Raw genomic sequence first — 12,634 nt, 5'->3', positions numbered from 1 at the left:
CCCCAAGCGGGCCAGACTCAAAGTTGAGCGCGCAGGCCCTTGGCAGCAAGCGCCGCCGTGCTTTGTCTCTCGGTCACTTTGTCGAGCAGTTGTTGCTCGGCCAGGACCCGTTCCACATATTGGCTTTCAGAGGCTTGTCCGGACGATGAACCGTAAAGCCACAAAGCTTCCTCCAGGGTTTCGGTTTGCTCAATCAGCCCTTGCAAATGCCTCACCCCCACCCGCACATTGGTCAAGGGGTCAAAGGCCGACAACTGCCCGCCAAATTGGCCCAAAGCCTCGGCATGGGCTTTGACCTCAATTTGCATCAGGCCCACCGCCCCTTGGCTGCCCGACGCAAACGGGTTGAAGCGGGACTCTACGGCCATGATGGCCAGGATCAAATGGGGTGCCAGCTGGCTGCGTTCACCCAAAGACCATGCTTCCGCAACCATGGCACCCAGTGGCTCTGCGGAAACACGGTACTTGCGACTGAGCCAGCGGGTCACGGCCAGCTGGTCGGGTGTCAGGTTTTTCAGGTTTTTGGTGGTGGCACGTGTCGCCGCATTGTTGACCACTGGGGTTTCGACGGTGTCGGTTTGCCGAATTTCGAGCCAACCCAACAGCAACTCGCTGGCAGATGCCTGCAGGTTAGGGCGAGCCCAAAAAGTCACACTGACCAACACCACGGCCAGGCCGAAAACAGCCAAGCTGTGGCGCATGATTTCGACAAAACCTTCCCGGACATCGGCGGCCCAGATCTGCAGGCCCAAAACCAGGCGGGACATGTTCAATCGCGCGGTCATAGAACTTCCTCTCATGGTCAACGTGGTGATGGGCATCACGGGGCGTTTGTGTGTTTGTGGGGGGACGCGGCCTGCAGCGCATTCGTTGCGCTGCGGGCAAGGCCAAGGTGTTGGCAACGCTGTCGGTGAATTTCTGATTGGAAAGTGGGCGAATTCTAGGAATATTTAATATCCAGTCAAGAATATCAAGATGGTAAATGATTCTATTTGGAAATAAAGAGGTGTTTCTTCCCTTGAAATCCGAAGAGATTGCCAGCGATTGCACTGAAGGAGCCTGTGTGGGCCAAATCCCGGCGAAAATACGAGGTTGTCGATAGCCGCCTTGAAAAATTGTGCAAGGATGCCCGGCCCCGACACTGATGCCGTATTTGGCATGGACTGTGTTTTAAAGTTTTTACCGTGACTTCATCTTCTAAGCCCCTTGACCTCGCCGCTCTTGACCAGTTGACCGGAGGGGCCTTCCAAGCCGTTACCTCAGGTGAGCGCAGCGCCCGCTTGCGCGAATGGCTTCTTTCCGAGCCCTCGGCCGAAGTGTTGGCTGAGGTGTATCGCGAGATGTCCACGCGAGACAAAGGCGCGGCCAAGCTCCTGAAGGAAAAACTCGACGAGCTCAAACGCTTGCACGGTCAAGACGCCCTGGCCAGTGACTGGGCCCAAAAAGCCGAGCAAATGCTGCAGGCCCCGCGCCTGAACATTGCCGATGCCATGGCTTGGCAGCGCGATGCAGCCAAAGCCGGTGCGCCTTTGTCACGCGAGCCGTTGGCCAGCTTGAAGGCCCGCTTGGCTGAAGTCGTCAAAGGCGTCGAGGATTTGCAGCACCAGGTGATGGTTCAGCGCGAAGCAGCCGTGTTGCTGGCGCAGCGCATCGAAGTCCTTTCGACCAAGCCGATTGCAGAAGCGCAGGCCGGTCTGGCGGGTTTGCAAAGCGATGTGGCCCAGTGGCAGACCCAGGCCCAGCAGCTGACCACCAACGCCGTGTGGCCCAGTGTGGACATGAAATTTCCGACCCAGCTGGACTCGGCGCTCAGCCAATTGCAGGCGGTCTGGGATGGTTTTTCTGCGGCTTTGACGCTGGCCCAGCAGGCTCAAGCCGACGCGGCGCTTGCCTTGCCTTCGGTGCCCGTGTGGGCCGATGAAATTCGCCGGTTGCGAGGTGAAGTCGTGGCCGAAGTGCAGACACCCGCCTCAGCTTCGGGTCCAGGTGCCGCTGAAGCGGGCAAAGAGCCCAAAGCCGCCAAACCCAAGATGGACGCGGCCCAGCGCCAGGCCCTGCGCGAGCAAGCCAACAAGGCCGTGACCGATGTGCTTGAAGCGCTTGAAAAACAAATCGCAGAAAGCCAGGTTCCAGCCGATGCCGCTGCTGCTTTGCACGCCGTGCTCAAGACCCACGGCAAGAATTTGGACACCACACTGGACGAGCGCGTGCACAACGCACTGACGGCCGCTGGCGACAGCGAAGGCTGGCAACGCTGGCGTGCAGACCAGGTTCGTCAAGACCTGGTGGCTCAGGCCGAGTCGCTGCTGGATGCCGAAAAAGCCCCCACGGTGGGTGGCCGCAAGATGCAGGACAAGTTGCGCCAACTGCGTGACAGCTGGAAGCAAACCGACCAAGGCGGCTTGCCCAACCACGCTTTGTGGAAGCGCTTTGACGCCGCTTGCAACGATGCCTATAAAACTGTTTTGGCCTGGCTGGAACAGATGAAAAAAGAGTCTGCTGACCACCGCGCCCAGCGCGTGGCCTTGATGGACGAAGTCAAAGCCTGGACCGCGGCCAACGCCGAAAGCGACGACTGGCGCGCCCAACTGCGTGCTTTGCACCAGTTTGCAGACCGCTGGCGCAATGCGGGTCACCTGAGCGAAAAATCGTTTGGTGAAATGCAGTCGCAGTGGAAAGCCATCTTCAAAGCCGCAGCTGCGCGTCTTGAGGCGGCCCAAAAAGCCAGCGTCGAGCGCCGTCAGGCCTTGATCAACGAAGCCCGTGAAGTGGGCGCTGCGCCCGCCTTGCGCGTGGACGCTGTCAAAGCGCTGCAGCAGCGCTGGCAGGTCGAAGCCCAGTCGGTGCCACTGGACCGCAAGACAGAACAAAAATTGTGGGAAGTGTTCCGCGCACCGCTGGACGAAGCTTTCCAGCGCAAAGGCACTGACCGCCAAGCCTCGGCCGCTCCGTTGACCGCCCGCGACCGCGCCGTGATCGATGCGTCCAAAGCGCTCGACGAGGCCAATGCCGCTGGCGATGCCGCCAAGATTCGCGCGGCCATGGCCGCACTCGATGCCGCTTTGCGTGGCCAGGCCGAAGCGGTGGCCGCTACGCCCGTGGCGCCCGTGCCAACACAGACGCCTGCCGCAGCAGCCGAAACCTCAGAGGCTTCGGGTGACGCAGCCCAAGCGGCTGTTCCATCTGAGTCCAGTGCCAGCACCGAAACAGCCGACGGTCAAGCCGAGGCTGCAGAGCTGCCAACAGGCGGTGAAGAGGCCGCTGGGTCGGAAACCCAAGAGGAAACCTCAGAGCAAGAAGCACCTGCTGAAGCGGCCGCCCCGGTGGTGGCCCCTAAACCGGCCAAGCCGGTGGTGGCGGTGCGCGGCGACGACCGCCCTGGTCAAAAGAAGACCGAAGCCGGTACAGGTCGCGACGGCCGTGATGGTCGCCGAGACGGCCGTCCGGGTGAGCGCGGTGCCCGTCCAGGTGGCGACCGTGGTCCGGGCCGTCCGGGTGAGCGTGGTGGCGATCGCTTTGGTGACCGAGGTCCGCGTGGTGAAGGCCGTGATTTCCGTGAAGACCGGGGTCCGCGTCTCGGTGACGCCGCTTTCCGCGCCCAACGCGAAGCCATGGAGCGTGCCGAAATGTCGTTGCGCAAACTGGCCGCACAAGCCCATGGCGAAACGCTGACCAGATTGATGAGTGCTTGGCAAGAGCGCCAAGCCGACGCACTGCCCAGCGCACAAGAATTGGGCCGCGCCATCAACGCGTCCACCCGTCAAGCTTGGGCTCAAGCCGTCAGTACACAAGCCAAAACGCCGGCAGCAACCGCTTTGCTGCGCTTGGAAATGGCCGCAGAAGTGCCTACGCCAGCCGACAAGCTGAACGAGCGCCGCGCGCTGCAATTGCAGTTGCTGACCCAGCGCAACCAACCTGGTCCTCGCGAAACTTGGGGTCAGGACGTGGCGCAAGTGTTGTCCGGTCCGCACGAAGAGACCACAGCACGCCGTTTGCAAAATGTCCTGAAAAACCTGTTGCGCGGCTGATCCACACTGCCCTGGGCGATACCAAAGCCCATTCAATAAAACGGCCGCTTCATGAGCGGCCGTTTTTTCTGGTGCGTTGAGGCGCTAAAAATGGTCGCGGGGCAAATCGAGTCGTTCAGAGCGGACATCGCTCACGTCGCCAACGCCAACGCCAACGTCACCCACAGCATCGCCATCCCGTGTCAGCCTGAACACCTGCGCCCGCAAAGGGGCATGGTCCAGCGACCAGTCACTCAAGACATGACGCACGGCGCTGCCCAGTGCGTGGTCTGCGGGTCGGTGGGTGTGGCCGTGGATCAGCTGGTCTGCCTCAGCCTGTTCAAGCCAGAACAGGCTCATTTCAAGATCGGCATCAGCAAAGCTCATGCCTTCGTGTTTTTGTGACTCGCTCAGGGCGCGTAAGTTGCGTGCGAATTCTTGGCGTTCTGCCAAAGGCTTGGCCAAAAACGCATGTTGCCATTGGGGGTTGCGGGCCTGCAGTCTGAAAGCCTGGTAAGGCTTGTCGTCCAGACACAAGGCATCGCCGTGGCTGAGCAAAATGCGTTGCTGGCCCAGCGTTAACAAGGTGGGGTCGTTCAGGGGTTGCACACCACAAGCCGACAAAAAATCGGGGCCGACCAAAAAATCCCGGTTGCCGGGCATGAATGCCACATGAGCGCGTTGTGCTGTTTGGCGCAACACTTCTGCGCAACGTTGCAAAAACGGGTCTTGGACTGCGGCGTCATCGCCGACCCAGACCTCAAACAGGTCACCCAATATCAACACCGCCTGTGCAGGGGTGTTGGCCATGTAGCTGCGCCAGGCTTCAAAAGTGGCCTGCTCAGAGGCCTGCAAGTGCAGGTCCGAGATCAGGTCCACGGTGTGCCATGCCACTGGCGCTGTCAGCCGACCGATGGTCGGCGGTGTGGTGCGCGGGTCAGCGGACATGGCTCAGTCGATCAGATGGCGACGGCTTTTTCGATCACGACGTCTTCTTTGGGCACATCGGCATGGCCGCCTTTGCTGCCGGTTTTCACGCCCTTGATCTGGTCGACCACTTCGGTGCCCTTGACCACTTTGCCAAACACGGCATAACCCCAGCCTTGTGCCGAAGGTGCGGTGTGGTTCAAGAAGCCGTTGTCGGCCACGTTGATGAAGAACTGGGCTGTGGCCGAGTGCGGGGCCGATGTGCGGGCCATGGCCACGGTGTAGTTGGCGTTTTTCAGGCCGTTGTTGGCTTCGTTCTCGATGGTGGCATCGGTTGGCTTTTGTGCCATGCCGGGTTCAAAGCCACCGCCCTGAACCATGAAGCCAGGAATCACACGGTGAAAAATCGTGTTGTTGTAATGGCCTTTGTTCACGTAGGCCAGAAAGTTTTCGGTCGATTTGGGGGCTTTTTCAGCATCCAGTTCGAGGGTGATGACGCCGTAGCCGGTGATGTGCAGTTCTACTTGGGGGTTGCTCATGGTGTTACTTCAACAAAGTGATGGATTGAATGAGGACCGGTGTCCGGGGGACATCGGAAGGAAAAGGACCGCCCGCACCTGTGGGGGTGGTCCTGATTTTTTGGACTACGTCCATGCCGGACGTGACTTTGCCAAAAACGGTGTAGCCGAACAACTGGGGGGCATTCAGCAGCTGGGCGCGTGCCACTTTTTCGTAAACGCGGCCCTGGTATTCAAATTTGGCCACCGGATCGCCTTCGGGGATGGGCGTTGGGTCCAAAAACGCGTTGTCCACCACGTTGATGAAAAACTGCGAGGTGGCCGATTGCGGGTCGTTGGTGCGTGCCATGGCCAAGGTGCCCGTGGTGTTCTTCAGACCGGCAGCCAGTGACTGGCGGCCTTCGTGTTGCACGGGCGCGCGTGTTTTCTTTTCTTTGTACTGCGCGTCGTAGCCGCCACCTTGCACCATAAAACCGGCAATCACCCGGTGAAACACCGTGCCGTCATAGTGCTTGTCGTTCACATACTGCAAAAAGTTGGCCACGGTCTTGGGGGCTTTGTCAGCGTAAAGCTCGGCTTCGATGTCGCCTGCCGAGGTGCTGATGCGCACTTTGCTGATGCCCCCTGTTTGGGCCTGGCTGCTCAGGGGCAATGCCAGCGCCAAGGGCAGGGCAATCGACACGGCAAAAGTGGTCAAAAAACGAAAACGGTTCATGTTGTCCTTCAAGCAGGCGTGGTTTGACTCAAGCAGGGTTCGGTGGCATCAAGGGGCCGAAGCCTTCAAAAGCTGCTCGGCCGCCAGCCGCTTGTTTGCCGCGCGAGGCTGCGCGGCAGGGGCTTTGCTGGCGTTTTGGTAGGCCTCGATGGCCAGGGCAATGTACACATCCCCCAGGTTTTCCTGGGCGATGGCGTAATCAGGGCGAGCGCGCACGGCGGCTTGCAGCGCCGTCAACGCCTCGGCGTAACGGTTTTGACGGGCTAACAGGGCGGCCAGGTTGTTGTGCGGTTCGGGCAATTCGGGAAATGACTGGGTCAACGCCTGCAGCGTCTCCATGGCGGCTGCCGTCTGGCCCAGGCCGTCCTGGATGCGGCTGAGCAACAGACGCATTTGCGGGTCGGTGGGTTGAGACTTCAGGTGTTGCTCGGCTTGGGTTTGGGCCTTTGCCCATTGTTCTGACACGACAAGGCGGTTCACATCGCTGTAGACGTCCGCTTTGACGCCTGCACTGAATGCCAGCAAAAGACAAGACAGGACGACGGGGAGGAGTGAGTGCATGCGCGCCAAAAGGTTCGAATCTGGGCTGCCAAGAACTGGGAGCGGGGCCCCTGTCGGGGATATACTGGACGGTCATTGTAGCGGAGGCCATGCGGCCACACCGCTGCCTTCGAGACCTGCTGCCCATGTGTAAGGCGGCTGCTTTTAAGCTGAATCTCCTGCTTCCCTCTTGCCCTTTCAGCCCTCGGTGCTGATCGTTGCCTTGTAGGTTTTTTGTGTTCCGAAATTTCTTTGATTTGACATGAGTCTGCGCATTTTCAACACGCTGAGCCGTGCTGTGTCCGAGTTTTCGCCTGCCGAGCCTGGCCATGTGCGCATGTACGTTTGTGGCATGACGGTGTATGACCTGTGCCACTTGGGCCATGCCCGCTCGATGATCGCGTTTGATGTGGTGCAGCGCTGGCTCAAGGCCAGTGGTTACAAAGTGACCTATGTGCGCAATGTGACCGATATTGACGACAAAATCATCAAACGTGCACTCGAAAACGGCGAAACCATCCGCAACCTGACCGACCGCATGATCGACGCGCTGCACCAGGATGCCGACGCTTTGGGCATTGAACGCCCTCAGCACGAACCCCGCGCCACCGACTACGTGCCGCACATGCTGAGCATGATTGGCACGCTGGAGCAAAAAGGCCTGGCGTACCGCGCTGGCAACGGCGATGTGAACTACGCCGTGCGCAAGTTCCCGGGTTACGGCAAGTTGTCGGGCAAGTCGCTGGACGAGTTGAATGCGGGTGAACGCGTGGCCGTGAACACGGAAGAGGGCGCGAAGAACGACCCTCTGGACTTCGTGCTCTGGAAAAGCGCCAAGCCCACTGAGCCCGAAGACGTCAAATGGGCCAGCCCCTTCGGCACGGGCCGTCCGGGTTGGCACATCGAGTGCTCTGCCATGGCTTGCGAGCTTTTGGGGCAGACCTTTGACATTCATGGCGGCGGGGCCGACTTGCAGTTTCCGCACCACGAAAACGAAATTGCCCAAAGCGAAGGCGCCAACGGGCAGCCGCTGGCGCGTTTTTGGATGCACAACGGCTTTATCAATGTGGACAACGAGAAGATGTCTAAGAGTCTGGGCAACTTCTTCACCATCCGCGATGTCCTGAAAGCGTTCGACGCCGAGACCGTGCGCTTTTTCATCGTGCGCAGTCACTACCGCAGTTCGCTCAATTACAGCGATGTGCACCTGAACGACGCCAAAGGCGCGTTGAAGCGCTTGTACACCGCCCTTCAAGCAGTGCCGCCAGCCGACGTGCAGATCGATTGGGCCGACCCTTTGGCAGCCCGCTTCAAAGCCGCCATGGACGAAGACTTTGGCACGCCCGAAGCGGTGTCTGTGTTGTTCGAGCTGGCCAGCGAAGTCAACCGCAGCGGCTCGGCCGAGCGTTCTGGTTTGCTGAAAAGCCTGGGCGCATTGCTGGGCTTGTTGCAAACCGATCCGACGGCGTATTTGCAAGCCGGTGCCGGGCTGGACGAAGCCGCCATTCAGGTGCAAATTCAGGCCCGGGCAGACGCCAAAAAGGCCAAGAACTTCGCCGAGGCTGACCGCATTCGGAACGACTTGTTGGCTCAGGGCATTGTGCTCAAAGACTCGGCCGCCGGGACCACTTGGGAGGCCGCGCAGTGACGGTGGTCGCCATTCCTGATGTGATTCCCGTCACGCCCGCTTATTGGGCAGAGGCCTGTGCACACCTGGCCAAAAAAGACCGGGTCATGAAAAAGCTGATCCCCCAGTTTGGCGATGCCATTCTGGAAACCCGAGGCGATGCGTTCGTGACCTTGGCGCGCTCCATCGTGGGCCAGCAAATTTCGGTGAAAGCTGCCCAATCGGTCTGGGACCGATTTTCGGTGTTGCCCAAGCGACTCACGCCGGCCGCTGTGCTTAAGCTCAAGGTGGACGACATGCGAGCCGCCGGTTTGTCGGCCCGCAAAGTCGAATATTTGGTGGACCTGGCCATGCATTTCAGCTCGGGCACGGTGCACGTCAAGGCCTGGCAAGAGATGGACGACGAAGCCATCATCGACGAACTGGTTGCCATTCGGGGCATTGGCCGCTGGACGGCCGAGATGTTCTTGATCTTCCACCTCTTGCGGCCCAATGTGCTGCCGCTGGACGATGTGGGCCTGATCAATGGCATCAGCCGCAACTATTTTTCGGGCGAACCGGTCAGCCGCAGCGACGCCCGTGAGGTGGCCCAAGCCTGGAGTCCTTATTCGACCGTGGCAACTTGGTATATTTGGCGCTCGCTGGACCCCGTGCCAGTGGCGTATTGAGGGCTGGACGAGGCGTCCACCCGGATCATGAACAGAGGAGTAAAACTTGGCCAAAAAAACATTTCTCGACTTTGAGCAACCCGTTGCCGAACTCGAAGCCAAGATCGAAGAGTTGCGCTACGTGCAGTCGGAGTCGGCGGTGGACATCACCCTCGAAATCGAGCAGCTGAGCAAGAAAAGCCAGCAACTGACCAAAGACATCTACAGCGACCTGACGCCTTGGCAGGTCACCAAAATCTCACGTCACCCTGAGCGCCCTTACACGCTGGACTACATCAACGGCATCTTCACCGACTTTGTCGAGATGCACGGCGACCGCCACTTTGCCGACGATCTCTCGATCGTGGGCGGCTTGGCCCGTTTCAATGGCCAGGCTTGCATGGTGCTGGGCCAGCAAAAAGGGCGCGACACCAAAGAGCGCACTTTGCGCAACTTTGGTATGAGCAAACCCGAGGGCTACCGCAAAGCGCTGCGCCTCATGAAAACCGCCGAAAAATTCAAGTTGCCGGTGTTCACCTTTGTGGACACGCCAGGCGCCTACCCCGGCATCGACGCCGAAGAGCGCGGTCAGTCTGAGGCCATTGGCCGCAATATTTTTGAGATGGCGCAGCTCGAAGTGCCCATCATCACCACCATCATTGGCGAAGGCGGCTCCGGTGGCGCATTGGCCATTTCGGTGGCCGACCAGGTGCTGATGCTGCAATATTCGGTGTACTCGGTCATCAGTCCCGAAGGCTGTGCCTCGATTTTGTGGAAAACCAGCGACAAAGCCGAGGTGGCTGCCGATGCCTTGGGCATCACCGCGCACCGCCTGAAAGCCTTGAACCTGGTCGACAAAATCGTCAACGAACCCGTGGGCGGCGCACACCGTGACCCAGAGCAAATGGTGTCTTTCCTCAAACGCGCCTTGGGTGATGCCTGGCGTCAAGTGGCTGACCTCAAGCCCAAAGAGCTGCTGGAGCGCCGTTATGAGCGCCTGAACAGTTACGGCCGCTTTACCGACACCAAAGCGGGCAAGTAAGCCCGCAGCAAAGCCTTCGGGCTTCACCATGGCGCAATCACCCGAACAGGCCCTGGCTGATTTCAGCCCGGGCCTTCCTTTTGCAGTGGCTTTCAGCGGCGGTGCCGACTCGACCGCCTTGCTCTTGGCCTGCGCCCGCCGCTGGCCGGGGCAGGTGAGGGCGGTGCACATTCACCACGGCTTGCAAAATGCGGCCGATGATTTTGAGGCGCATTGCCGGGCGCTTTGCTTGCAGCTGGGCGTGCCATTGGCCGTGCGCCGCGTGCAGGCCCACCATACCCCCGGCCAAAGCCCCGAAGACGCCGCCCGCAAAGCCCGTTACCAGGCGCTGGCCGAAGCGGTGCGCACCGAATGGCCCGAGGTGCAAGACGTGGCGCTGGCCCAGCATGCCGATGACCAGATCGAAACCTTGCTCATCGCCTTGTCGCGCGGCTCAGGCCTGCCCGGTTTGGCCAGCATGCCCGCGCATTGGCAGCGCCTGGGCTTGCACTGGCATCGGCCATGGCTGGCCGTGCCGGGGGCGGCCTTGCGCGACGACTTGCAAAGTCGGGGCCAAAGCTGGGTCGAGGATCCGAGCAACATCGATGAAAAGTTCACCCGCAACCGCATTCGTGCTCGTGTGCTGCCCGCCTTGGCCGATGCGCTGCCCGCGTTTCGGGACACGTTTGCCCGCAGCGCCGCGCACGCCGCGCAAGCACAAGAAGTCTTGAATGAGGTAGCCGCTCAAGACCTGTTGCTCATTGGCGTGCCGCCGCGCATTGAAGCCTTGCAGTCGCTCAGCCGCGCTCGTCAGGCGCTGGTGCTGCGCCATTGGTTGCGACTGCATCACGCCAGCACGCCCAGCACAGCCCAGCTCCATGAGCTTCTTGACCAGGTGGCCGCTTGCACCACCCGAGGCCATCGTTTGCACTTGAAAGTGGGGCAAGGCTTTGTTCAGCGGGAAGGGGCTTGTTTGTCATACACAACTTGATCTTGGCCATGCCTTTTTCGGCGCTGGTGGCCCGCGTCGGCGGGTTCGACAAAGCCCTGATCAAGCCCGGCTCGGCGAATGGCATAGAACTGTCTTGTCGCCGGGCTTGTCGGTCACGAAGGGGGCTGCTCGGTTGGTACAATTGACGGGCTTTGCCGGGGCCTAAACCCCTTTTAACGTTGGCAGTACGGGATTCGATTGTTTTTGAAACCTGCGCCTGCTTTCTTTTTATCTTCAGAACTACACATGGCTTTGATCGTTCACAAATACGGCGGCACCTCGATGGGCTCGACCGAGCGCATCCGCAATGTCGCCAAGCGCGTGGCCAAATGGGCGCGTGCTGGCCACCAGATCGTGGTGGTCCCCAGCGCCATGAGCGGCGAAACCAACCGTTTGCTGGGCTTGGCCAAAGAGCTGGCGCCCGCCAAACCCGGCGACGCCTACAGCCGCGAGCTCGATATGCTGGCCTCCACAGGCGAGCAAGCTTCGTCGGCCCTGTTGGCCATTGCACTGCAATCCGAAGGCCAGCCTTCGGTCAGCTACGCCGGTTGGCAAGTGCCCATCAAGACCAACAGTGCCTTCACCAAAGCCCGCATCGAATCGATCGACGATGCGCGCGTTCGGGCCGACCTGAACGCTGGCAAGGTCGTGATCATCACAGGCTTTCAGGGTGTGGACGGCGATGGCAACATCACCACCCTCGGCCGTGGCGGCTCTGACACCTCGGCCGTGGCCGTGGCTGCAGCCCTTAAAGCCGACGAATGCTTGATTTACACCGACGTGGACGGCGTGTACACGACCGACCCTCGCGTGGTGCCCGAAGCGCGTCGCCTGCAAACCGTGAGCTTTGAAGAAATGCTGGAGATGGCATCGCTCGGCTCCAAAGTCCTGCAAATCCGCTCGGTCGAATTTGCCGGCAAATACAAAGTGCCCATGCGTGTGCTGTCGAGCTTCACGCCTTGGGACATCGACATCAACGAAGAAGCCGCATCCGGCACCCTGATCACTTTTGAGGAAGACGAACAAATGGAACAAGCCGTCGTTTCCGGCATCGCATTCAACCGCGACGAAGCCAAAATCTCCGTGTTGGGCGTGCCTGACAAGCCTGGCATTGCCTACCAAATTTTGGGCGCAGTGGCCGATGCCAACATCGAAGTGGACGTGATCATTCAGAACCTGAGCAAAGACGGCAAGACCGACTTCAGCTTCACCGTTCACCGCAACGACTACGCCAAGACCATTGACCTGCTCAAGGAAAAAGTCTTGCCTGCATTGGGTGCTGCCGAAGTGGCTGGCGACGCCAAAATCTGCAAAGTGTCCATCGTCGGCATTGGCATGCGCAGCCATGTGGGCGTGGCCAGCAAGATGTTCCGCAGCTTGAGCGAAGAGGGCATCAACATCCAGATGATTTCCACCTCTGAAATCAAGACCTCGGTCGTGATCGACGAAAAATACATGGAATTGGCTGTGCGTGCACTGCACAAAGCCTTCGATTTGGATCAAGCCTAAGTTATAATTTGACCCACTGGAAACGTGACCGAGTGGCCGAAGGTGCTCCCCTGCTAAGGGAGTATGGGGTGTAGAGCCTCATCGAGGGTTCGAATCCCTCCGTTTCCGCCAAGACCAAACCCTAAGTGATTC

11 protein-coding genes and 1 tRNA gene are annotated in these 12,634 nt (G+C 59.9%); 7 read left to right on the top strand and 5 right to left on the bottom strand.

The genetic code is table 11. From position 1 onward, the window contains the following. Positions 1-17: 17 nt before the first annotated feature. Entirely contained in the window at positions 18-785 is a 768-nt protein-coding gene (locus ACZ5RG_RS06925) for a lytic transglycosylase domain-containing protein (RefSeq protein WP_312261621.1), read from the bottom strand. A 399-nt stretch (positions 786-1,184) separates the two neighbouring features. On the opposite strand from ACZ5RG_RS06925, the gene ACZ5RG_RS06920 reads away from it, so the two are divergent. Next, positions 1,185-4,028: a DUF349 domain-containing protein gene (locus tag ACZ5RG_RS06920; protein WP_464448110.1), complete on the top strand. Its 2,844-nt coding sequence runs from the start codon at positions 1,185-1,187 to the stop codon at positions 4,026-4,028. Between the two features lie 84 nt (positions 4,029-4,112). Here the strand turns inward: ACZ5RG_RS06920 and ACZ5RG_RS06915 are convergent, their stop codons facing one another. From ACZ5RG_RS06915 to ACZ5RG_RS06900, 4 genes are read right to left on the bottom strand one after another with little or no spacing between them, the layout of a single operon-like run. Further along, the gene (locus tag ACZ5RG_RS06915) at positions 4,113-4,955 is read right to left on the bottom strand and encodes a UDP-2,3-diacylglucosamine diphosphatase (protein WP_464448109.1); all 843 of its coding nucleotides are present in this window, start codon (positions 4,953-4,955) and stop codon (positions 4,113-4,115) included. Between the two features lie 11 nt (positions 4,956-4,966). Next, positions 4,967-5,473, bottom strand: coding sequence for a peptidylprolyl isomerase (locus ACZ5RG_RS06910; protein WP_019431269.1), 507 nt, complete (start codon positions 5,471-5,473; stop codon positions 4,967-4,969). 4 nt (positions 5,474-5,477) lie between these two features. Next, positions 5,478-6,167: a peptidylprolyl isomerase gene (locus ACZ5RG_RS06905; protein ID WP_312261628.1), complete on the bottom strand. Its 690-nt coding sequence runs from the start codon at positions 6,165-6,167 to the stop codon at positions 5,478-5,480. Positions 6,168-6,215: 48 nt separating this feature from the next. Continuing rightward, positions 6,216-6,728: a tetratricopeptide repeat protein gene (locus ACZ5RG_RS06900; protein ID WP_298597860.1), complete on the bottom strand. Its 513-nt coding sequence runs from the start codon at positions 6,726-6,728 to the stop codon at positions 6,216-6,218. 241 nt (positions 6,729-6,969) lie between these two features. Here ACZ5RG_RS06900 and cysS point away from each other — a divergent pair, with 241 nt between their 5' ends. The 6 genes from cysS to ACZ5RG_RS06870 all read left to right on the top strand — a co-directional run bounded on the left by cysS (position 6,970) and on the right by ACZ5RG_RS06870 (position 12,613). Beyond that, the gene (gene cysS, locus ACZ5RG_RS06895) at positions 6,970-8,355 is read left to right on the top strand and encodes a cysteine--tRNA ligase (RefSeq protein ID WP_464448108.1); all 1,386 of its coding nucleotides are present in this window, start codon (positions 6,970-6,972) and stop codon (positions 8,353-8,355) included. Beyond that, positions 8,352-9,002: a DNA-3-methyladenine glycosylase family protein gene (locus ACZ5RG_RS06890; RefSeq protein ID WP_298601077.1), complete on the top strand. Its 651-nt coding sequence runs from the start codon at positions 8,352-8,354 to the stop codon at positions 9,000-9,002. The genes cysS and ACZ5RG_RS06890 overlap by 4 nt, the downstream gene beginning before the upstream one ends. A gap of 46 nt (positions 9,003-9,048) precedes the next feature. After that, positions 9,049-10,023 carry an acetyl-CoA carboxylase carboxyltransferase subunit alpha gene (locus ACZ5RG_RS06885; RefSeq protein WP_298601074.1) on the top strand — a complete coding sequence of 325 codons (975 nt, stop codon included), beginning with the start codon at positions 9,049-9,051 and terminating at the stop codon, positions 10,021-10,023. Positions 10,024-10,051: 28 nt separating this feature from the next. Then, positions 10,052-10,993, top strand: a complete 942-nt coding sequence (tilS, locus tag ACZ5RG_RS06880) for a tRNA lysidine(34) synthetase TilS (RefSeq protein ID WP_464448107.1) — start codon at positions 10,052-10,054, stop codon at positions 10,991-10,993. A 246-nt stretch (positions 10,994-11,239) separates the two neighbouring features. Then, positions 11,240-12,502, top strand: coding sequence for an aspartate kinase (locus ACZ5RG_RS06875; protein ID WP_464448106.1), 1,263 nt, complete (start codon positions 11,240-11,242; stop codon positions 12,500-12,502). Positions 12,503-12,520: 18 nt separating this feature from the next. Further along, positions 12,521-12,613: transfer RNA gene (locus tag ACZ5RG_RS06870), tRNA-Ser, on the top strand. The last annotated feature ends 21 nt before the right edge of the window (positions 12,614-12,634 follow it).

It is taken from the genome of Limnohabitans sp. TEGF005 (assembly GCF_055394835.1).
This window is presented reverse-complemented; position numbering and strand designations above follow the sequence as displayed.

Bases quoted from the DNA above. Each gene is read 5' to 3' on its own strand.
- ACZ5RG_RS06900 (WP_298597860.1), bottom strand. From the start codon at position 6,728: ATGCACTCACTCCTCCCCGTCGTCCTGTCTTGTCTTTTGCTGGCATTC.
- ACZ5RG_RS06875 (WP_464448106.1), top strand. From the start codon at position 11,240: ATGGCTTTGATCGTTCACAAATACGGCGGCACCTCGATGGGCTCGACC.
- ACZ5RG_RS06905 (WP_312261628.1), bottom strand. From the start codon at position 6,167: ATGAACCGTTTTCGTTTTTTGACCACTTTTGCCGTGTCGATTGCCCTG.
- ACZ5RG_RS06910 (WP_019431269.1), bottom strand. From the start codon at position 5,473: ATGAGCAACCCCCAAGTAGAACTGCACATCACCGGCTACGGCGTCATC.
- ACZ5RG_RS06925 (WP_312261621.1), bottom strand. From the start codon at position 785: ATGACCGCGCGATTGAACATGTCCCGCCTGGTTTTGGGCCTGCAGATC.
- tilS (WP_464448107.1), top strand. From the start codon at position 10,052: ATGGCGCAATCACCCGAACAGGCCCTGGCTGATTTCAGCCCGGGCCTT.
- cysS (WP_464448108.1), top strand. From the start codon at position 6,970: ATGAGTCTGCGCATTTTCAACACGCTGAGCCGTGCTGTGTCCGAGTTT.
- ACZ5RG_RS06915 (WP_464448109.1), bottom strand. From the start codon at position 4,955: ATGTCCGCTGACCCGCGCACCACACCGCCGACCATCGGTCGGCTGACA.